We start from the raw sequence: 22,342 nt of genomic DNA on the forward strand, positions 1-22,342 counted from the left end.
GATCTGCCGACGTACGCGTTCCAGCGTGAGCGTTACTGGCTGAATCCGCCGTCCTCGCGGGGTGATGCGGCGGGGCTGGGGCTCGAAACGGCCGGGCATCCGCTGCTGGGCGCCGTGGTGCCCCTCCCGGACGGTCGCGGCACCCTGTGGACCGGGCGGCTCTCCGTCGCCGAGCAGCCGTGGCTGGCCGACCACACCATGCACGGCCGCACCGTCGTGCCCGCCTCCACCCTGGTCGAGCTCGCCCTTCACGCGGGCGAGCACGCGGGCACCCCGCGCCTCGCGGAGCTGACCTGCCACCGCCCCCTGGCGCTGTCGTCCGACGCAGTGTCCGTCCAGGTCCTGGTGGCAGACGCGGACGCGGCGGGCCGGAGCGCGGTGGAGGTCTTCGCACGCGCCGGTGACACGGCGGGCTCCGCACCCTGGGCCCGGTACGCATCCGGCACGCTGACACGTACGGCCGACGCGACGGCGAAGTCCCCGGACGTCGGTGCGCAGTGGCCGCCCTCCAGGGCGATCCCTCAGCCGGCCGACGCCCTGTACGAGCGGGCGGCCCGGTCCGGCGTCGGGCTCGGGCCCGCATTCCACGCCGTACGGGCGCTCTGGCGGCGGGACGGTGCCACGTACGCCGAAGTGGCGTTGCCCGGAGCCACGGCCGACGAGGCGGGGGCGTACGGCATGCACCCTGTCCTCCTCGACGCGGTCGCCCGCGTGGGGGCACCCGGAGCGACCGGTGACACGCTCGTGCCCGAGCAGTGGTCGCACGTGGAACTCTCAGCAGTGGGAGGCGCGTTCGTCCGGGTGAGTGTCCTGCCGTCGGACGACGGCAGCGTCTCGATCTCCGTCACCGACGAGACCGGCGAGCCGGTTCTCTCGGTCGGCCGGCTGACCACCCGGCCGGTCACACGGGAGGAAATGCGCTCCACGGCGGGGGAGTCGCATGACGCCCTGTTCGATGTGGACTGGGTCCCGGTACGGACAGGCGGCCCCGCGTCGCCGTCCTCCTGGGGAGAGTGGGACGAGCGCGACGAGCGCAGTGCGCCCGGGGCGGGTACGGAGACGCCCGCGCTCCTCGTCACGCGTCACACCGGCGGTCCCGGTGAGGACCCGACGGCGGCGACGCGACGTGCGGTGTCCGCCCTGCGCGACTTCCTCGCGGACGAGCGGTACGTGGACACCCGGCTGGCCGTGGTCACGCGCGGCGCGGTCGGCGTGGACCCGGGGGAGGGGGTCGCCGACCTCGCCGCGGCCCCGGTGTGGGGGCTGGTCCGTGCGGCCCAGTTCGAGCACCCCGACCGGCTGCTCCTCGTCGACGTCGAGCCCGGCCTCGAACCGGCCGTCGAGACCGCCGCCCTGCGGGCCGCGCTGGGGACATCCGAACCCCAGGCCGCGGTGCGCGGCGGGAATGTCCTGGTCCCGCGCCTGTCCCGTACCACCGCATCCCGGGAACGGGCCGCTCAGCCGGAACAGCCGCAACAGCCTGAACAGCGCGGCCAGTTGCCGGTGTTCGGTGACGGAACCGTCCTCGTGACGGGCGGCACCGGCGGTCTCGGCGCACTGGTCGCCCGCCACCTGGCAGCGGAGCACGGCGTCCGTCGCCTGCTCCTCGTCTCCCGCCGCGGCCCGGCCGCCGACGGTGTGAGCGAACTGGTCGCCGAGATCGAGAAGACGGGGGCGGCCGTCCGGGTGGAGGCCTGTGACGTGGGCGACCGCGACGCGCTCGCCGCATTGCTCGCCGCGCTCCCGGACGACGGCCCGCTCACCGGAGTCGTCCACTGTGCGGGAGTCGTCGCGGACGGCGTGATCGACGCACTGGACGCCGAGCGGCTGGCCCGGGTGTTCCGGCCGAAGGCCGAGGCAGCACTCCACCTGCACGAACTGACCCGCGAGCTCGACCTGTCGGCATTCGTCCTGTTCTCCTCCGTGGCCGGAGTGTTCGGCGCGGCGGGACGGGCCAACTACGCCGCCGCGAACTCCTTCCTGGACGCCCTGGCCCATGAGCGGCGCGCCCGGGGACTGCCTGCGGTGTCCGCCGCCTGGGGGCTGTGGGAGGAGGAGCGCGGCATGGGCGGCCAGGTGACCGAAGCCGATCTGGCGCGGATCCGGCGTGAAGGCGCGGTCGCGATGTCCGCCGACGAGGGGCTCGCGCTCCTCGACGCGGTCCTCGTCCACGACCGGGCGCTCACCGTGCCCGCCCGCCTGGACCTGGCCTCCCTCGCCGGGGCCGACGCCCCCCTGCCCGCCGTGCTGCGGAAGCTGGTGGCGACCGGGCGACGGCGGCTCGACGCCCAGGCCCCCGCCGTCCGGCAGGACACCGCGGCCCCGGCGAAGGCGGCCGAGCAGCTCGCGCGAAGTCTGGCCGGGCTGACCGAGGCCGAGCAGGTGCGCAGCCTGCTGGCCCTGGTGCGGGGCGAGGTGGCCGCCGTGCTCGGCCACTCGGACCCCGACGCGGTGACCCCGGACCGGGGCTTCCTGGAGTCCGGGTTCAGCTCGGTGGCCGTGGTCGAACTGCGCAACCGGCTCAGCCGGGCCACCGGCCTGCGCTTCTCCGCGGCCACCCTGTTCGACCACTCCACGCCCCGTGCGGTGGCCCGGCACCTCCGGGAACGGCTCGCCCCCGAGCCCGCCGCCTCCGGCGAGACCGCCCCCGGCACGGTCGACGGGACGGACTTCCGTACCGCCCTGGCCGCCCTGCCGATCGCCCGCCTCAAGGAGGTCGGCGTCCTGGACGCCCTGCTGCGGCTCACCGGATTCGACGGAGTCCCCGACGGAGACGCCCCGTCCCCCGGCGTGTCCCCGGCAGCCGGCGGACCCGCCGACGACACCGCGAACGCCCGGGCCGGGGCGCCCGGGGACGCCGTGACACCGGAGTCCATCGACGCCATGGACCTGGACAGCCTCGTCGACCTGGCGATCAACACCGACGTCTGAACAACCCTCAGGAGCTGGCTGATGGACACGACCGACGATCGCGTCGTACAGGCGCTGCGTGCGTCGATCAAGGAGACCGAGCGGCTGAAGCAGCAGCATCAGCAGCTCGTGGAATCGCTCAACGAGCCGATCGCCGTCATCGGCATGGCGTGCCGTTTCCCCGGCGGGATCACCTCGCCCGAGGAGCTGTGGCGGCTCGTCGCCGACGACGGCGACGCGATCGGCCCCTTCCCCGACGACCGGGGCTGGAACATGGACGGGCTCTACGACCCGGAACAGCGGCGCAAGGGCACCCTGTACGTGCGGGAGGGCGGCTTCGTCGAGCGTGCCGCCGACTTCGACGCGGCCTTCTTCGGGGTGAGCCCGCGCGAGGCCACGGCCATGGACCCGCAGCAGCGGCTGCTGCTGGAGACCGGCTGGGAGTCCTTCGAGCGGGCGGGCATCGACCCCGCCGCACTGCGCGGCTCGGACGTCGGTGTCTTCTCCGGCACCAACATCCAGGACTACCAGTCCCTGCTGCTCGCCTCGCCCGGAGCGTTCGAGGGACACGTGGGCACCGGCAACGCGGCCGCCGTGCTCTCCGGACGGCTCGCCTACACCTTCGGCTTCGAGGGCCCCGCGGTGACGGTCGACACGGCCTGCTCGTCCTCGCTGGTCGCCCTGCACCTCGCGGCGCAGGCCCTGCGCGCGTCCGAGTGCTCCCTGGCGCTCGCGAGCGGTGTCACCGTGATGTCCACGCCGATGGGCTTCGTCGAGTACAGCGGGCAGCGGGTGCTCGCCAGGGACGGGCGCTGCAAGTCGTTCGCCGGGTCCGCCGACGGCACCGGGTTCTCCGAGGGCGTCGGCATGTTCCTGCTGGAACGGCTCTCCGACGCCCGCCGCAACGGCCACCCCGTCCAGGGCCTGATCCGTGGCAGCGCCGTCAACCAGGACGGGGCCAGCAGCAACCTGACCGCGCCCAACGGCCGGGCCCAGCAGCGCGTGATCCGCCAGGCCCTCGCCGACGCCCGGGTCCCCTCCGACCAGGTCGACGTGCTGGAGGCGCACGGCACCGGAACCGAGCTCGGCGACCCCATCGAGGCGGAAGCCCTGCTGGCCACCTACGGCAAGGACCGCACCGCCGAACACCCCCTGTGGCTCGGCTCCGTGAAGTCCAACATCGGACACACCCAGGCCGCCGCGGGCATCGCCGGCGTCATCAAGATGATCCTGGCCATGCGGCACGGCCTGGTGCCCAGGACCCTCCACGTCGACGAGCCGTCGCCCCACGTGGACTGGGAGACGGGCACGGTCCGGGTCGCCACCGAGCCCGTCGCCTGGCCGGAGCGCGGCCGCCCGCGCCGCGCCGGAGTCTCCTCGTTCGGCATCAGTGGCACCAACGCGCACGTCATCGTCGAGCAGGCCCCGATCATCGAACAGGCCCCGGCCGCGACGGACCTCCCCGCCCGGCCCGCCGAGCCCGCAGGCCCCTTCGCCTGGGCGGTCTCCGGCCGCAGCGACCAGGCCCTGCGCGCCCAGGCGGAACGGCTCGCCGACCGGCTGCGCGAGCACCCCGGCCTCGCCCCCGCCGACGTGGCGCTGTCACTGGCGGGCCGTACCGCCTTCGAACACCGTGCCGTCGTCGTCGGCAGCGACCTCGACGAGCTGACGGCCGGGCTCGACGCCCTGGCCGCCGCGCGCGAGGACGACCGCCTCGTGCGGGGCGTGGCCACCGCATCGGGCCAGACCGTGTTCGTCTTCCCCGGCCAGGGGTCGCACTGGCCCGCCATGGCCCGGGACCTCCTCGCCTCCTCCGCCGTGTTCCGCGAACGCGTCGAGGCGTGCGCCGAGGCACTCTCCCGTTACGTGGACTGGTCGCTGACGGACGTCCTCCGCGAGGAGCCCGGAGCGCCCTCGCTCGACCGGCTGGACGTCGTGCAGCCCGTGCTGTTCTCCGTGCTGGTGGCGCTCGCCGAGGTGTGGCGTGCGCACGGCGTCGAGCCCGACGCCGTGGTCGGCCACTCGCAGGGGGAGATCGCGGCCGCCCACGTCGCGGGAGCCCTCTCCCTCGACGACGCGGCCCGCATCGTCACCCTGCGCAGCAAGCTGCTCGACCGCCTCACCGGCAAGGGCGCGATGGCCTCGCTCCTGCTCTCCGCCGACGAGGTCGCGCGCCGCATCGAGCCGTACGGCGACCGCCTCTCGATCGCGGCCGTGAACGGGCCCACCTCGGTCATCGTGTGCGGCGAGCCGGACGCCGTCGAAGAGCTGGTGGCCATCTGCATGGCCGAGCGGGTCCGGGCCCGGAAGGTCCCCGGGGCGACCGCGGCCGGGCACTCGGCCCAGGTCGACGCGTTGCGGGAGGAGTTCCTCGCGGGCGTCGGAGCGGTCGCCCCGAACCGGGCGCGCGTCCCGTTCCACTCGACGGTGACCGGGGAGGTCCTCGACTCGACGACGCTCGACGCCGGGTACTGGTACCGCAACCTGCGCGAACCGGTGCTCTTCGAGAAGACCGTGCGCCGCCTCCTGGCGGACGAGCACCGGCACTTCATCGAGATCAGCCCGCACCCCGTGCTGAGCGTCGGACTCCAGGAGACCTTCGAGCAGGCGGGCCCCGCCGCCACCGTCGTGGGCACCCTGCGCCGGGACGAGGGCGGCGCGGCGCGATTCCTCACCTCGCTGGCCGAGGCTCACGTACGCGGCCTGCCCCTGGACCTGCGGGGCCTGCCGCAGCTGTCCGGCGCCCGACGGGTCGACCTGCCGACCTACGCCTTCCAGCGCAGGAGGTTCTGGCCGGACGAGCTGCCCGCCGCGTCCGCGCCGCACCGGCCCGTCGGCCCGACGGCCCACGGTGCCCCGGCCGCCGAGCCCGAGGAGCACGCCGCCCCCGCCGGGCGGGTGCTGCGCCAACTCGCCGAACTGCCGCTGGAGGACCACGAGGCGTTCCTCGTGAACCTGGTGTGCGAGCAGGCCGCCGCGGTCCTCGGCCACGGTTCCGCCGAGGAGATGGACCTGGCCCGGCCGTTCCAGGAACTCGGGTTCGACTCGCTCACCGCCGTGGAACTGCGCAACCGGCTCAACGCCGCGCTCGACCTGACCCTGCCCGTCAGCCTGGTCTTCGACCGCCCCACGCCGCAGGACCTGGCCGAACACCTGGCGGCGGAGGTCACGGGCGCGCTGAGCGACCCGTCCGCCGCCACCCGCGCCGAGGTCATCGGCCACCTGGACAAGTTGGAGGCCGCGCTCGCCGAACTCGACGCGGCCCCCAGGGAGAACGAGGACGTCGGCCGACGGCTCAGCAGCCTCCTGGCCACCTGGACGCAGGCCCGGGAGACCGGCCGGCCGGCCCCGGACGGCCCCGCCGTGAGCACCGAACTCCGCATGGCCTCCGACGAGGAGATGTTCGACCTCATCGACAAGAAGTTCGGGATCTCGTAGCTCGGTCGCCGCACCGCAGACCGACGGTTCATCAGTGAAGGGCGTGAAGGGTGTGAGGGGCCGACATGGCTGACGAAGAGAAGCTCCGGTACTACGTGCGGCGGCTCACCGCCGAACTGGAGTCGACACAGCAGAAGTTGCGCGAGGCGGAGGCGCTCCGCGGTGACCCCGTCGCGATCGTGGGCATGGCCTGCCGCTTCCCCGGCGGTGTCGACGGCCCGGAGCGGCTGTGGGACCTGCTGGCGGCGGGCGAGGACGCCGTCGGGGCGTTCCCCGACGACCGGGGCTGGAGCGTCGATCCCGCCGACGCCCCGTTCGTCGCCGAGGGCGGATTCCTGCATGACGCGGCGGAGTTCGACCCGGGGTTCTTCGGGATTTCGCCGCGTGAGGCACTGGCGATGGACCCGCAGCAGCGGTTGCTTCTGGAGACCTCCTGGGAAGCCCTGGAGCGGGCGGGCATCGACCCGCTCTCCCTCAAGGGCACCAGCACCGGCGCGTTCCTGAGCACCAGCTACCAGGAGTACCTGGCCCGGCTTCAGCAGACCGGGGCCGCCGTCGACGCGTTCAAGCTGTCCGGCAACTGCGTGAGCGTGGCCTCCGGCCGGGTCAGTTACGTCCTCGGGCTCACGGGACCGTCGATGACGCTGGACACCGCGTGCTCGTCGGCGCTGGTCGCCCTGCACCTGGCGGCGGACTCCCTGCGCCGGGGGGAGAGCTCCCTGGCCCTCGCGGGCGCGGCCACGGTCATGGCCACCGAGGGCATGTTCGTGGAGTTCAGCGGCCAGGGCGGGCTGTCGTCGGACGGGCGGTGCCGGGCGTTCGGGGCCGGTGCGGACGGCACCGGCTGGTCGGAAGGCGCCGGTGTGCTGGTGCTGGAGCGGCTGTCGGACGCGCGGCGCAACGGGCATCGCGTACTGGCGGTGGTGAAGGGGTCGGCCGTCAATCAGGACGGCGCGAGCAACGGCCTGACCGCTCCCAGCGGCCCGGCCCAGGAGCGGGTCATCCGTCAGGCCCTCGCCGACGCGGGGCTCGCGGCCGACGAGATCGACGCGGTCGAGGCGCACGGCACGGGCACGAAGCTGGGCGACCCGATCGAGGCGCAGGCGCTGCTGGCGACGTACGGGCAGGGACGCGAACGCGAACAGCCCCTCTGGCTCGGCTCGTTGAAGTCCAACCTCGGGCACACGCAGACGGCCGCAGGCGTGGGAGGGGTCATCAAGATGGTGATGGCGATGCGCCACGGTGTGCTGCCCCGCACCCTCCACGCGGACGAGCCGACACCACTGGTGGACTGGGAAGCCGGTGCGGTGAAACTGCTGGACGAGGCCCGCCCGTGGCCGGAAAGAGCGGAGGGCCGCCCGCGCCGGGCGGCTGTGTCCTCGTTCGGGATCAGCGGCACGAACGCCCACGTGATCCTTGAGCAGGCCCCCGAGGAAGCTCAGCCGGTGGCGGAAGGCTCGCAGGACGGCGGCCTGGTGCCGGTGCTGGTCTCCGCCCGCACGGAAGAGGCACTGCGGGCGCAGGCGCGAAAGCTGCGCGACTACGTGGATACTCAAAAGGCCTGTGATGTAAGGGCGTTGGGTCGGACGCTGGCCACCACGCGTTCCGCGTTCGAGCACCGGGCCGTCATCCTCGCCGACGGCTCCGACACCCTCCTCACCGGCCTCGACGCCCTCGCCACGGGGGAGGAGAACCCGGACCGAGCCGTCACCGGAGTCGCCCCGGGGCGGCCGGGCAAGGGCCGGACGGCGTTCCTGTTCACCGGCCAGGGAAGCCAGCGGCCCGGCATGGGGCGCGAGCTCCACGCGGTATTCCCCGTCTTCGCCGCGGCCCTGGAGGAGGTCGCTGGGCACCTCGACCCCCACCTCGGCACGCCGCTCCTGCCGGTGATGTTCGCACCGGCCGACGACCCCCGGGCCCGGCTCCTCGACGGCACCGACTACGCGCAGCCCGCGATCTTCGCCTACGAAGTCGCCCTGTTCCGCCTGCTGGAGGACTGGGGAGTGCGCCCCGACGTCCTTGCCGGACACTCCCTCGGTGAGCTGTCGGCCGCCTGCGTGGCCGGGGTGCTCCCGCTGCCCGAGGCGGCCGGGCTCGTCGCCGCGCGTGGCCGCATCATGCACGCACTGCCGGGCGGCGGTGCGATGGTCGCCGTCCAGGCCACCGAGGAGGAGATCCGCGCGTCCCTCACCGGCCGCCAGGGCGCGGTGGACATCGCCGCGGTGAACGGCCCGGCATCGGTGGTCCTGTCCGGCGACGCGGACGCCGTCGAGGAGCTCACGGCACCCTGGGCGGCGCGGGGCCGCAAACACAGCCGCCTTCAGGTCAGCCACGCCTTCCACTCGCCGCACATGGACGCCATGGCCGAGGAGTTCGGGCGCGTGGCGGCACGACTGACGTACTCCGCTCCGCGCGTCCCCGTCGTCTCCTACGTCACCGGCGAGCTCCTCGACGACCGGGAGGCCCGCGACCCCGCCTACTGGGTGGCGCACACCCGCCGTACGGTGCGCTTCCACGACCAGATACGGCGGTTGCAGCGGTATGGCGTCGGCACCTTCGTCGAGGTCGGCCCCGATACGGTGCTCAGCACGGCGGGCCGGGGGTGCCTGGCGGACGAGCCGGGCCGCAGGACGCCCATCCTGGTGTCCACATCGCAGGCCGGACGCCCCGAGGCCGAAGCGCTGCTGCGGGGACTGGCCGGGCTGCACGTCCGGGGCGCGGCCGTCGACTGGCGGGCGTGGTTCGGCACCGGGCCGCTCGCTGCCGATCTGCCGACGTACGCCTTCCAGAAGCAGCACTACTGGCCGCAGGGCCCCACGGGCTGGGGGACCGCGCCCGTCGCCGCCGCGACGGCACCCGCCCGGGAGGCCGAGGACGCGCCCGCCCGGGACCGCCTCGACCCGCACACCGGGGCCGCCGCCCGGCTGGCCCGGTGGCGTGCCCTGCCCCCGGGCGAGCGGCGCGACGCCGTGCTGCACACCGTACGGGCCGAGGCCGCCGACGTGCTGGGCCATGACACCCCGGCGTCGGTCGAGCCGGAGCGCGGCTTCCTCGACCACGGCTTCGACTCCGTCATGGCCGTGAAACTCCGCGACCGTCTCACGGCAGCGGTCGGCCGGGACCTGCCCGCCACCCTGCTCTTCGACCACCCCACACCCGCCGCCGTCACCGACTTCCTGCTGACCGAGGCGGTCGCCGGGGCGGACGCCGACGCACAGCCCGCCGCGTCCCTGCCGGAGCAGCTCGACCGGCTGGAGGCGGACCTGGCCCGGCTGCCGGCCGACGACCCCGGCCGGGGCCGGACCGTGGAGCGGCTGCGAGCACTGCTCGCGGCCCACGCCTCACCCGCCTGGAACACCGGGACCGGGTCCGGGGCCTCCCGCGAGGACCCGGACGCGCTGGACGCGGCCACCGACGACGAGATGTTCGCGCTGATCGAGGAGGAACTCCGCCGTGGCTGATCACCTGGCCGGAAACGAGGAGGGCGGCGGGGACAACGCGGACCGGCTGCGCGAGTACCTGCGCCGCGTCACCGCCGATCTGCGCCGCACCCGGCGCAGGCTCGCCGAGACCGAGGACGCCGCCCACGAGCCGATCGCCGTCGTCGGCATGGGGTGCCGCTTCCCCGGCGGCGTCACTTCACCCGATGACCTGTGGGAGCTGGTGGACGAGGGACGCGACGCCGTCACCGGGTTCCCGTCCGACCGGGGCTGGGAGATCGACGCCGTCTACGACCCCGACCCGGACGCATTTGGCAAGACCTATGCCCGGCACGGCGGCTTCCTGGCCGACGCCGCCGAGTTCGACCCGGCGTTCTTCGGGATCTCGCCCCGCGAGGCCCTCGCCATGGACCCCCAGCAGCGCAAGATGCTGGAGGTCTCCTGGGAGGCGTTCGAGTACGCGGGACTCGACGTCAGCACCCTGCGCGGCGAGGAGATCGGGGTCTTCACCGGCTCCAACAGCAACGACTACCTGCTGAACGTGCTGGAGGCGCGCGCCACCGCCGAGGGGTTCATCGGCACCGGGAACTCCGCGAGCATCCTCTCCGGCCGCGTGGCCTACACCTTCGGCTTCGAGGGCCCCGCCGTGTCGATCGACACCGCCTGCTCGTCCTCGCTCGTCGCCGTGCACCTGGCCGCGCAGTCCCTGCGCCGCGGGGAGTGCTCCCTCGCGCTCGCGGGCGGCGCGACGGTCCTCGCCACACCGACCGCGTTCATCGAGTTCAGCCGGCAACGGGGGCTCGCCCCCGACGGCCGCTGCAAGTCCTTCTCGGACACGGCCGACGGAACCACCTGGTCCGAGGGGGCGGCCGTGCTGCTCCTGGCCCGGCTCTCCGACGCCCGACGCCTCGGCCGCCCGATCCACGCCGTCATCCGCGGCAGCGCCGTCAACCAGGACGGCGCCAGCGCGGGCCTCACCGCGCCCAACGGCCCCTCCCAGCGCCGGGTCATCCGACGGGCCCTGGCCGACGCGCGCCTGACGGCCGACCGTATCGACGCCGTCGAGGCGCACGGCACCGGCACCCCGCTCGGCGACCCGATCGAGGCCCAGGCGCTGCTCGCCACCTACGGGCGGGCGCGCTCCGAGGACCGGCCGCTGTGGCTCGGCTCGCTCAAGTCGAACCTCGGGCACACCCAGTCCGCGGCCGGTGTCGGCGGCGTCATCAAGATGGCCATGGCGATGCGCCACGGCATCCTGCCCCGCACCCTCCACGTCACCGAACCCACCGGGCGCGTCGACTGGTCCGCCGGAGACGTCCGGCTGCTCACCGAGGCCCGCAAGTGGCCCGAGACCGACGAGCCCCGCCGCGCCGCTGTGTCGTCCTTCGGCGTGAGCGGCACGAACGCCCACGTCATCCTGGAGAGCCCGCCCACCGACGAAGCGGAGCCGGACGCCGCCCCGGCCGCCGGGCTCGAAGGGCCGCTGGCCTGGACCGTGTCCGGCCGGACCGAGGACGCCCTGCGCGCCCAGGCCGAACGCCTCGCCGCCCACCTGACCGCCCGCCCCGAGCTGCTCCCGGCCGACCTCGCGAGGCCGCTCGCCACCGCGCGGGCCGCCTTCGAGCACCGGGCCGCCGTCGTCGGCCGGGACCGCACGGACCTGCTCACCGGTCTCGACGCCCTGGCATCCGGCCGCCGTGCCCCGGGCCTCATCACCGGCCGCGCCGCGCCCACCGGCGGCCGCACGGCGTTCCTGTTCACCGGACAGGGCAGCCAGCGCCCCGGCATGGGACGCGAACTGGCCGCCGCCTCACCGGTGTTCGCCGAAGCACTCGACGAGATCTGCGCCGCGTTCGACCGGCACCTCGAAACGCCCCTGCGCACCGTGCTGGACGCAGCCGACGGCACCCCCGAGGCCGCCCTCCTGGACACCACGGCCTACACCCAGCCCGCGCTGTTCGCCGTCGAGACCGCGCTCCTGCGACTCCTCGCGGAGCAGGGCCTCGTCCCGGACCTGGTGGCGGGCCACTCCATCGGCGAACTGTCCGCCGCGTACACCGCCGGGGTCTGGTCCCTCGACGACGCGTGCGCCCTGGTCGCGGCCCGGGGCCGGCTGATCCAGGCCCTTCCGGCGGGCGGCGCCATGATCGCCGTACAGGCCACCGAGGACGAGGTGCGGGGCCAACTCGGCGACGGGGTGGCCGGTGTGGACCTGGCGGCCGTCAACGGGCCTCGGTCCGTCGTGCTGTCCGGCGACGAGCCCGCCGTCACCGCCCTGGCCGGCCACTGGGCCGGTGAGGGCCGCGAGACCAAGCGGCTGCGGGTCAGCCACGCCTTCCACTCGCCCCACATGGACGCCATGGCCGAGGAGTTCGCCGGGATCGCCGCCGGGATCGGCTACCGCAGGCCCTCCATCGCCGTGGTCTCCACGCTCACCGGCGCACCGGTCTCCGACGAACTGACCGACCCCGCCTACTGGGTCCGCCATGTGCGCGGCACCGTCCGCTTCCACGACGCCCTGCGCACCCTGCGCGAGCGCGGGGCCACCGCGTTCCTGGAGGTCGGCCCCGGCGGAGTGCTCACCGCGGCCGGCCGCGACTGCCTGCCCGATCTGGACGCCGAGGCGTTCGTACCGCTGCTGCGCCGCCGCACGGCCGAGCCGGACGCCGTGCTGACGGCCCTCGCCCAGCTGCACACGCTCGGCGCGTCCCCCGCCTGGGACCGTGTCCTGCCCGCACCCCGCACCCGCGTCGAGCTGCCCACGTACGCCTTCCGGCGCCGCCGCTACTGGCTGGAGGGCATGGCCGGTGCGGGTGGCCCGCAGCCCGTCAGGCCCGCCGCCGCGGAGCCGGAGAAGGACGCCGGGCCGGAAACCCCGCCGTCCGCCCAGCGGCTCGCCCGGGCCGGCGCGCAGGAGCGGGAGGCACTGCTCCTGGCACTGGTACGGGAGCAGGCGGCCAGGGTGATGGGCGGCCTCGACACCGCCGAGGTCGAACCAGGGCGGCCCTTCCTGGAGCTGGGGTTCGACTCCCTCATGGGCGTCGAACTGCGGCACGCGCTCGCCGCGGACTGCGCACTCGACCTGCCGCCCGCGCTGATCTTCGACCACCCGACGCCCGCCGCGCTGGCCGCGTTCCTCGCCCGGGAGATTGCCGCCGGACCCGCGGCACGCGGGGCGGAGGCCCCCTCGACGTACTCCCTGGAAGCGCTCTACCGCAACGCCAACGACCTCGACCGGCCCGAGGACGCCCTCGAACTCACCAAGGTGGCCTCGCGGTTGCGCCCCGTCTTCCACGGACTCGCCGACGCCGGACAGGACCCGGTCACCGTCGAGCTGACCCGGGGGACCGACCGGTCGGGCCTCATCTGCTGCCCCGCGCCCGTGCCGCTGTACGGGGCGCAGCAGTACGCCCGGCTCGCCGCCGCCTTCCGCGGCACGCGCGGTGTCTCGGCGCTCCTCGCCCCCGGCTTCACGGCGGGCGAACTGCTCCCCGCCGACTTCGGGGCGATGCAGGAGTTCCTGGCCGAGGGCGTGCGCCGACACGCGGGCGACCGGCCGTTCGTGCTCCTCGGGCACTCCTCCGGCGGCTGGTTCGCCCACAGCCTGGCCGCCCACCTCGCCGCGGCCGGGCGGCCGCCCCGGGCCGTGGTGCTCCTCGACACCTACCTGCTCGACGACCCGGCGCTCCACCGCATGGAGCGCGAACTGGCCCAGGGCGTCCTCGACCGCGAGGACGACTTCGGGGCGATGACGGACGTGCGGCTGACGGCCATGGGCAAGTACTTCGGTTTCTTCTCCGCGTGGACGCCGCCGGAGCCGGGCGTGCCGACCCTGCTGCTGCGGGCGTCACAGCCGCTCGGCCGGGTCGCCGACGGCGAGGAATGGCAACCCGGCTGGACCTTCGACAGCACTGTTCTCGACACGGAAGGCGATCACTTCAGCATGATGGACGACTACGCGCCGCAGACCGCGGCCGCCGTGAACACCTGGCTGGCAGGCCTCCCCGACACCGGGGCGGACGGGCGATGACGACCGGCCCCGCGGGAGGCCCGCGCACCGAGAACGTCCCCGGCGACCAGTGGATACGGCGGTTCCACCCGGCCCCCGAAGCCCCCGTCCGGCTGCTGTGCCTGCCGCACGCCGGAGGCTCCGCCAGCGCCTACTTCGCCCTCTCGCGGGCGCTCGCACCCCGCGTCGAGGTGCTCGCCGTCCAGTACCCGGGCCGTCAGGACCGGCGCGACGAACCGCTGCTGGACTCCATCGCCCGGCTGCGGGAGGGCCTGGCGGAGGCGCTCGTCCCGTGGACCGACCGGCCGATCGCGCTGTTCGGGCACAGCATGGGCGCGCTGCTCGCCTACGAGACGGCCCGGCTGCTCGCCGAGGACGAACGCGCCCGGCTGGCCCACCTGTTCGTCTCCGGACGCGGCGACCCGGCCCGCGAGGTCGAGGTCGCGCTCGACCGGCTCGACGACCGCGCGATGGTCTCGGCGCTCGGCGACCTCGGCGGAACGGACCCCGCCCTGCTGGCCGACGAGGACGTGCTGCGGATGGTCGCGCCCGCGATCCGCAGCGACTACCGGGCGGTCCGCACCTACCACCACGAGCCGGGCCCCCCGCTGCCGTGCCCGGTGACCGCTCTGGTGGGGGAGACGGACGCCATGGCCCCGGTGGACGACGTGGAGAAGTGGGCCGCGTACACCTCGGGCCCCTTCTCGATGACGGTATTCGAGGGCGGCCACTTCTATTTGCTGAATCAGTTCCAGAAAGTGGGCGATCATGTGTACGATAGGCTCAGTAATTCGCCTTCCATCTCGGTGAATGCCTAGCCCGGCCGACGTCTGAGGGTTCCCCTCCCCGTTCGGCCCGCCGCATTCCGCGGAGGGCGCCCCGGCCTTCGCGTCGGCTCTCTGTCGCTTTTCCTCGGCGCTCTTTTCCCGCGCATTCCCTTCGCCTTATTTCCTTCATCCGGCACCTGACGGTATTGAGACGGTTTTCGCGTGCGAGATTCTCTTTACGAACTGGGGGACGTACCCCCGATCGGCACCGTGCCCCGGCAGATGTACGCCTCGGTCATCCGCCGGGAGCGTTACGGAGAACCCCACCGGGCGTTCCGCAACGAGGTCGTGGACGTGCCGGAGGCCGGCCCCGGCCAGGTCCTCGTCTACGTCATGGCCGCGGGCATCAACTACAACAACGTATGGGCGTCCCTCGGAAGGCCCGTCGACGTGATCTCGTCCCGTATGAAGCAGGGCGAGCGCGAGGACTTCCACATCGGCGGCTCCGAGGGCTCCGGTGTCGTGTGGGCCGTCGGGGAGGGCGTCACCCAGGTCGCCGTCGGTGACGAGGTGATCCTGTCCGGCTGCCGGTGGACCGAGTCCTCGCCCGACATCCGGCTCGGGGCCGACCCCATGACCTCGGCCTCCCAGTCGGTGTGGGGATACGAGAGCAACTACGGCTCCTTCGCCCAGTTCGCCCTCGTCGACGACTACCAGTGCCACCCCAAGCCACCCGGCCTGACCTGGGAGGAAGCGGCCTGCTTCCTCCTCACCGGGGCCACCGCCTACCGTCAGCTGCGCGGCTGGGCGCCCCATGAGGTACGCCCCGGCGACCCCGTCCTCATCTGGGGCGGGGCGGGCGGTCTCGGCTCCATGGCCATCCAGATCACCCGCGCCTGCGGCGGTCTGCCCGTCGCCGTGGTCTCCGACGAGGAGCGGGCCCGCTACTGCCGCGATCTCGGCGCCGTCGGCACCGTGAACCGCCTCGGCTTCGACCACTGGGGCCGGCTGCCCGACATCGGCGACCAGGCGGCGATGGGCCGGTGGACCGAGGGCGTACGGGCCTTCGGCCGCGCCTTCTGGGAGGCGCTCGGGGAACGCCGGGCCCCCCGGATCGTCCTGGAACACAGCGGTCAGGACACCATCCCGACCTCCATGTACCTCTGCGACACCGCGGGCATGGTCGTCATCTGCGGCGGCACCACCGGCTACAACGCCGATATCGACCTCCGTTTCCTGTGGATGCGCCAGAAGCGCCTCCAGGGTTCGCACTTCGCCAACCTCCGGGAGTGCCGAGACGTCATCCACCTGGTCTCCACCGGGCAGCTCGACCCCTGCCTGTCCTGGACCGGCGAATTCGACGACATCGGCAAGGCGCACCAGCTCATGCACGACAACCAGCATCCGCAGGGAAACCAGGCGGTCCTGGTCAACGCGCCACGCACCGGAATGACAGAGCTTTCCTGAAGCCCGGCCGCCCGGCTGGACTCCCCGATGAACAGACGAACGAAAGAAGGATTTCCCATGGACCGCAACCAGCTCGACATCCTGTGGAGCGAGCGCGAGATCCGCGCCGTCCTCCAGCGCTACTGCCGCGGCCTCGACCGCCTCGACGAGGAACTGGTCAAGTCCGCCTACCACGACGACGCGCACGACGACCGGGGCATCCTCCGCGGCAACGCCCACGACTTCGTCAAGCAGATCGTCCCGATCCTGCGCGACACCTACACCGGCACCCTGCACACCCTGCACGGCACCACCATCGAGCTCGACGGCGACACCGCGGGCGTGGAGACCTACTGCACCGCCTACCACCACCGCGAGAACGACGGCGTCAAGCGCGTCGAACAGTTCGCCGGACGCTACATCGACCGTTTCGAACGGCGGGACGGCGTCTGGAGGATCGCCCGCCGGGTGGTCCTGAACGACTTCAGCCTCGTCCAGGAGGTGCCGCTCGACCCCGCCGAGGCGCAGGCCGGCTTCAACCCGTCCCGCCGCGACACCACCGACGTCAGCTACCAGGCGCTCCCGCTGAGCGGCCCGGACGCCCCTTCGGTCTGAGCCGGACCGCCCGGCAGGCCAGCCCCGACCCTCCCCACGTCCCGAGGAGTTCCCGTGTCCGACACCGAGCAGCGTCCGCCGACGCTGCCCAGGCAGCGCACCTGCCCCTTCTCGCCGCCGCCCGAGCTTGCGGAGCTGCGCGAGTCCGACCCCATCAGCCGGATGCGGTTCGCCGACGACTCCGAGGGCTGGCTCCTGACCCGGCACGCCGACGTGCGCGCCGCGCTGGCCGCCCGCGACGTCAGCTCGCACCCCGGCAAGACCCCCCAGCCCTGGCGGAACCTGGCCCCGGAGATGCGCGCCGAGCAGTACCTGCCGGGCTTCCTCATCTTCATGGACCCGCCCCACCACACGCGCTACCGCCGTCTGCTGACCAAGTGGTTCACCATGCGGGCGATCCGCAAGCTGGAGCCGCGCATCGAGCAGATCGTCACCGACACCCTCGACGCGATGGAGGCCGAGGGCGGAACGGCCGACCTGGTCCAGTCGTTCGCCCTGCCCATCCCGCTGCTCGTCATCTGCGAGCTGATGGGCATCCGCTACGACGACCGCGTCGAGTTCATGGACCTGGTGCTGCGGCTCCAGGACCTGGAGGCCACCCCCGAGGAACTGGGGGCGCTCGGCGCCCGGATGAACCAGTTCATGGTCGACCTGTGCGCCGCCAAGCGGAAGAACCCCGGTGACGACCTGCTCAGCCACCTCATCCAGGACCCCGACGCCCAGCCGGCCCTCACCGACCTGGAAGTGGCGGGCATCGGCGTGCTGATGCTGATCGCGGGTCACGAGACCTCAGCGAACATGCTCGGCATCGGCACCTACACCCTCCTGCGCAACCCCGACCAGTGGGACCTGCTGCGCAACGACATCGGTCTGATCGACCAGGCCGTCGAGGAACTGCTGCGCCACCAGACCATCGTGCAGCAGGGCCTGCCCCGCGGTGTCACCGCCGACATGGAGATCGCGGGCCACCCGGTCAGGCCCGGCGAGACCTTGCTTGCCTCGCTGCCCGCGGCCAACCGCGACCCCGAGGTCTTCCCCGACCCCGACCGCCTCGACATCACCCGCGAGCACAACCCGCACCTCGCCTTCGGCCACGGCATCCACCTGTGCCTGGGCATGGAGCTGGCCCGCGTCGAGATGCGCTGCGCCTGGCGCGGCCTGGTCAAGCGCTTCCCCGACCTGCGCATGGCGGCGGAGATCGAGGACATCCCGTGGCGCGACGACCAGATCGTGTACGGCGTGTACAAGCTCCCCGTGACCTGGGGCGAGGCCCGATGAACGCCCCGCCGACCTGTCCGTTCGCCGCCGGCACGGCCCCCGCCTACCCCTTCCACGCCCCCGACCGGCTGGAGCCGGACCCGTACTGGGATCCGCTGCGCCGCGAACAGCCCCTGCAGCGCGTCACGTTGCCGTACGGCGGTGAGGCCTGGCTCGCCACCCGGTACGAGGACGTGCGCAAGGTGTTCGCGGACCGGAGGTTCTCCCGGGCCCTGGCGGTCGCCCCAGGCGCCCCCCGGTTCCTGCCGCACCAGCCGCCGCCCGACGCGGTGCTGAGCGTGGAGGGACCCGATCACGCCCGGCTGCGCCGCCTGGTCGGCAAGGTCTTCACACCACGCCGGGTGGAGGGCATGCGCCCCCTCATCCAGGCCACCGCCGACCGGCTGCTCGACACCATGGAGGAGACCGGGCCGCCCGCGGACCTGGTCGAGGACTTCTCGCTGCCGTTCGCCGTCTCGATGATCTGCGAACTGCTCGGTGTGCCGCCCGAGGACCGCAAGCGGTTCTGCGTCTGGTCGGACGCGCTGCTCACGACCACCGCGCACACCCCCGCCGAGGTGCGCGACCACATGATGCGGATGCACGACTACCTCGGCGGGCTCGTGGCCCAGCGCCGGGTGCGGCCCACCGAGGACCTGATCGGCTCCCTGGTGACCGCCCGGGACGAGGAGGACAAGCTCACCGAAGGGGAGCTGGTGCGGCTCGCCGAGGCGATCCTCATCGCCGGATACGAGACCTCGGCCAGCCAGATCCCCAACTTCCTCTACCTCCTGTTCCGCAACCCGGATCTTCTGGAGCGTCTGAGGGGCGATCACGACCTGATCCCCGACGCCGTCGAGGAACTGCTGCGCTTCGTGCCGATCGGCACCGTCGACGGCTTTCCCCGCACGGCCACCGAGGACGTCGAACTCGGCGGCGTCCTGGTGGCGGCCGGGGAGACGGTGGTGCCGTCGATGGGCGCCGCCAACCGCGATCCGGAGATCTTCACCGACCCCGACACCCTGGACCTCACCCGCCGCCCGAACCCCCACCTCGGCTTCGGCGCCGGTCCGCACCACTGCCTGGGCGCCCAACTGGCCCGTGTGGAGCTCCAGATCACCCTGAAGACCCTGTTCGTACGCTTCCCGGCGCTGCGCCTGGCCGTCCCCGAGGAGAGCCTCTCGTGGAAGGCGGGACTGATGGTCCGCGGCATGCACACCATGCCGGTCGCCTGGTGAGGCGCGCCGCACATGACTTCCCGACAACCATCCGACACCGGTGCAGAAAGGTGGGACGACCCCGATGACCGCCACCCATGAACGGGAACAGGGCCCGAAGGAAACAGGCATGGACCCCGAGGTGCTCCAGCGGCTCACCGATGTGGTGGCGGCGCGGGGCGGAGCGGCGCAACTGTGCGTCCTGCGGCGGGGCTCCGTGGTCCTGGACCGCTCGTTCGGCTGTTCCCCCGACTCGCTCTTCCTCGCGTACGCCGCGACCAAGCCCATCGCCGCGCTCGCCGTGCACGCGCTCGCGGAGCGCGGCCGGATCGCACTGGACCGGCCGGTCGCCTCGTACTGGCCGGAGTTCGCCCAGCACGGCAAGGAAGCGGTGACCGTCCGGCACGTCCTTCAGCACCGGGCGGGAGTGCCGGTCGGGCGGGGGATGGTGCGGACCATGCGGACCGCCCGCGACTGGGAGCGCTCCGTGCGCGACCTCGAACAGTCCCGGCCCAAGTGGCCGGGCGGCGAGGTGGCCGCCTACCACTTCATGAGCTTCGGGTTCATCCTCGGTGAGCTGGTGCGGCGGGTCAGCGGCCGGTCCTTCCGCGATTTCGTCACCTCTGAGCTCTTCACCCCGATCGGCCTCAATGATTTGCACATGGGATTGCCTGATCATGCATGGTCCCGACATGTTCCGGCAAAAGCTGACCATCCGTCCGAATTGATCAATCAGTGGATGAGCAACGGTCGCCGATACCGGCAGGCCGTCATCCCGTCGGCCGGTCTTTCCGGCACCGCCGCACAGTTTGCCAGCTTTTATCAGATGCTTTTGGAAGGTGGCGTGCTCGACGGTGTCCGGGTGCTGCGCCAAGAGACGGTCGAAGAGGCGCGGAAGCCGTCCAATGACGGCGGAACCGACGCTTCCCTGAAACGTCCCGTCCGCTGGTCCCACGGATTCATGCTCGGCGGCCCGGGCGAACACCCGCAGGACCTGGCCCAGGTCATGGGCGGTGCGAGCTCGGCGACCGCGTTCGGGCACTGCGGCACCACCTCCAGTGTCGTGTGGGCCGACCCCGAACGCGATCTGGTCCTCGCCTACCTGTCCAACCTCCAGCCCGAGTTCGGTGCCGGCATCGGACGGCTCCGCGAGGTCAGCGACCTCGTGCTGGCCGCGTGCGACGGGGGGTGACCCGAGCGCCCCGACACCGGCGACGTGCCGAACCGCGGGAGCGGGTCCGGCCCTTGTGCCCGCGCCCCGCACCACCCCCGCCCATCCGGCCCGCGCGGGAACGGACTTCCTCCGCCGTTCCCCGCGCGGGACCGCGCCGCGTGATCTCCGTCCGGCCCCTGCTGAAATCCGGCCGAAACACAGCCGATCCACGGCTAACCGCGGACGGGTGATCTATCGCACAACAGGGCCCGCGGTTTCGGAACTCCCTTGATCACGATGGGAGCCGGTGCAAGTATGTTGACACGCCATCGTATTCCGGCCCGCCGGATGTAGGTGACCCCGGAGGAGGGGCAATGTCGAACATGCCTCATTGGATTCAACATACGCATCCGAGAATCCCGCCGCAGGTGGGAGTTCTGGGCCCCCTGGAAGTACGCCTGTCCGAGAATTCCACGCCGGGAGTGCCAGGGGAGCCGGTCGGCGGTATTCGCGTGCGCACATTACTTGCGGCGTTAACGGTCCGGCTGGGAGAGGTGATGTCGACCGAGCACATCCTCAAGGAGGTCTGGGCGGACAACCCGCCCGCCACGGCCCGCAAAGCGGTGGCCGTGGCCGTCCTGCGGCTCCGCCGCGTCCTGGGTGACCCCGACGGCCGGTGGCTTCTCACCCGCCCCTCCGGTTACGTCCTGGACATCCCCCCGGACCACCTCGACGCCGTACGGGCCGAGTCCCTGGTGCGTGAGGGGAAGACGGCCCTGGCCACCGACGCCCCGCACCTCGCCGCCCAGTCCCTCGGGCGCGCACTCGCCCAGTGGCGCGGAGACCCCTACGCGGACGCCAACGCCACCGCGACGGTCATGCAGCGCACCAGCGAACTGGAAAGCCTCAGGTCGACGGCCGTCCAGGCCCGTATCGACGCCGACCTCGCCCTGGGCCGCCATCAGGAACTCGTCGGCGAGCTCCGTACCCTGACCGCCGCCGACCCGCTGCACGAGCCGCACTGGCTTCAGCTGATGCTCGCCCTCTACCGGTCCGGCCGGCAGGCGGAGGCGCTGGCGGCCTACACGACACTGCGGCGCACACTCGCCGAGAAGCTGGGGGTGGACCCGGGGCGGCAGCTCCAGGAAGCCCACATGGGAATCCTCCAGGCCGACACCGGGCTGCTGCTGCCCGGTCCGGCGGCGGGGGCGGCGCGGCAGCTGATGCTGGCCGGCGGTCCCTGATGCCGACGCCGACGGTCTGGTTCCGCTGCCGCTCCCGCTCCGATTGCGGGCCGGTGGACATCGCGTTTCAGTGGGGGAGATCCTCTCGTCCCTGGAGCTGACATGTCGATGGCGTTCGGTTCACCCCTTGGTCCGTCCGACCCCTTCAACGACCTGTTGAGCCGGTTCTTCGGTATGTCACCTGCCTCGTCGCCCCCCGCCGTGCAGCGGGTCCCCATCGGGCGCCTGCTGACGGAGTCCTCCCGGGAACTCCTCGGCCTGGCCACCCGCAAGGCGGCCGAGGACAAGACCGACGACCTGGACACGGAGCACCTGCTGTGGGCCGCCACCCAGGTCGAGCCCTCCCGCCGGGTGCTGGCCCGGGCCGGGGTGGACCCCGACGCCCTGGCGGCGCAGCTGGACGAAGTGCTGCCCAGGGAGTCCGGCTAGCCGTCCTCCGAGCCCGGGCTCACCCCGGCCGCCAAGCGCACCCTCACCAGCGCCTACGCCCGCTCACGGGCGGCCGGGGTGTCCTACATCGGCCCGGAGCACATCCTCGGCGCGCTCGTCGACGACGCGGGCTCCGGGGCCTCCCGGCTGCTGGGGGCGGACGAGGTGGACATGGGGAAGCTGCGCGGCGCCACGGACGGGGCGCCGCGCCCGGACGGGGCTCCCGCCACGGCCAAGCAGCCCGCCACGACCCTGGACGAATACGGCCGGGACCTCACCGAGGAGGCGAAGGCGGGCAGGCTGGACCCCCGTGGTCGGCCGGGCCGAGGAGATCGAGTAGACCGAGCCGGGTCGGGAATCCGCCTGAACGCCTCTGCCTGAACGATGGTCACCTTGACGTGCTCCATGATCGGCTGA

The 22,342-nt window shown here is 73.0% G+C and carries 10 protein-coding genes and 2 pseudogenes; all 12 read left to right on the forward strand.

Annotated features, from left to right (window positions below; genetic code table 11):
- On the forward strand, nt 1-2,931 hold a 2,931-nt coding region (locus CIB93_RS32320), incomplete at its 5' end, for a type I polyketide synthase (RefSeq protein ID WP_143660113.1).
- A 21-nt stretch (nt 2,932-2,952) separates the two neighbouring features.
- Nucleotides 2,953-6,348: a type I polyketide synthase gene (locus tag CIB93_RS32325; protein ID WP_096632096.1), complete on the forward strand. Its 3,396-nt coding sequence runs from the start codon at nt 2,953-2,955 to the stop codon at nt 6,346-6,348.
- Between the two features lie 179 nt (nt 6,349-6,527).
- Nucleotides 6,528-9,809, forward strand: a complete 3,282-nt coding sequence (locus CIB93_RS32330; protein WP_373558823.1) for a type I polyketide synthase — start codon at nt 6,528-6,530, stop codon at nt 9,807-9,809.
- Nucleotides 9,810-9,852: 43 nt separating this feature from the next.
- Nucleotides 9,853-13,818 (forward strand): annotated as a pseudogene (locus CIB93_RS32335) (type I polyketide synthase); the annotation flags it as partial.
- Entirely contained in the window at nt 13,815-14,615 is an 801-nt protein-coding gene (locus tag CIB93_RS32340; RefSeq protein ID WP_096632100.1) for a thioesterase II family protein, read from the forward strand. The pseudogene CIB93_RS32335 and the gene CIB93_RS32340, both read left to right, overlap by 4 nt.
- A gap of 171 nt (nt 14,616-14,786) precedes the next feature.
- A complete protein-coding gene (gene ccrA, locus CIB93_RS32345; RefSeq protein ID WP_257002457.1) occupies nt 14,787-16,031 on the forward strand; it encodes a crotonyl-CoA carboxylase/reductase in 1,245 nt (414 codons plus the stop codon).
- A 57-nt stretch (nt 16,032-16,088) separates the two neighbouring features.
- Nucleotides 16,089-16,625, forward strand: a complete 537-nt coding sequence (locus CIB93_RS32350; protein WP_179500321.1) for a nuclear transport factor 2 family protein — start codon at nt 16,089-16,091, stop codon at nt 16,623-16,625.
- Between the two features lie 54 nt (nt 16,626-16,679).
- Entirely contained in the window at nt 16,680-17,903 is a 1,224-nt protein-coding gene (locus tag CIB93_RS32355; protein ID WP_257002458.1) for a cytochrome P450, read from the forward strand.
- Nucleotides 17,900-19,120, forward strand: a complete 1,221-nt coding sequence (locus CIB93_RS32360; RefSeq protein ID WP_096632105.1) for a cytochrome P450 — start codon at nt 17,900-17,902, stop codon at nt 19,118-19,120. The genes CIB93_RS32355 and CIB93_RS32360 overlap by 4 nt, the downstream gene beginning before the upstream one ends.
- A 64-nt stretch (nt 19,121-19,184) precedes the next feature.
- The gene (locus tag CIB93_RS32365; protein WP_096632106.1) at nt 19,185-20,291 is read left to right on the forward strand and encodes a serine hydrolase; all 1,107 of its coding nucleotides are present in this window, start codon (nt 19,185-19,187) and stop codon (nt 20,289-20,291) included.
- 344 nt (nt 20,292-20,635) lie between these two features.
- Complete coding sequence (locus CIB93_RS32370) at nt 20,636-21,496, forward strand: AfsR/SARP family transcriptional regulator (RefSeq protein WP_257002461.1); 861 nt, start codon at nt 20,636-20,638, stop codon at nt 21,494-21,496.
- A 102-nt stretch (nt 21,497-21,598) separates the two neighbouring features.
- Nucleotides 21,599-22,262, forward strand: a pseudogene (locus CIB93_RS32375) (Clp protease N-terminal domain-containing protein); the annotation flags it as partial.
- Between the last annotated feature and the right edge of the window lie 80 nt (nt 22,263-22,342).

Source organism: Streptomyces sp. WZ.A104, assembly GCF_002382885.1.
GTDB lineage: Bacteria > Actinomycetota > Actinomycetes > Streptomycetales > Streptomycetaceae > Streptomyces.

What these genes read in the sequence shown, in the direction of transcription:
- CIB93_RS32350 (WP_179500321.1), top strand. Translation starts at nt 16,089, where the DNA reads ATGGACCGCAACCAGCTCGACATCCTGTGGAGCGAGCGCGAGATCCGC.
- CIB93_RS32370 (WP_257002461.1), top strand. Translation starts at nt 20,636, where the DNA reads ATGCCTCATTGGATTCAACATACGCATCCGAGAATCCCGCCGCAGGTG.
- CIB93_RS32365 (WP_096632106.1), top strand. Translation starts at nt 19,185, where the DNA reads ATGACCGCCACCCATGAACGGGAACAGGGCCCGAAGGAAACAGGCATG.
- CIB93_RS32360 (WP_096632105.1), top strand. Translation starts at nt 17,900, where the DNA reads ATGAACGCCCCGCCGACCTGTCCGTTCGCCGCCGGCACGGCCCCCGCC.
- CIB93_RS32325 (WP_096632096.1), top strand. Translation starts at nt 2,953, where the DNA reads ATGGACACGACCGACGATCGCGTCGTACAGGCGCTGCGTGCGTCGATC.
- CIB93_RS32340 (WP_096632100.1), top strand. Translation starts at nt 13,815, where the DNA reads ATGACGACCGGCCCCGCGGGAGGCCCGCGCACCGAGAACGTCCCCGGC.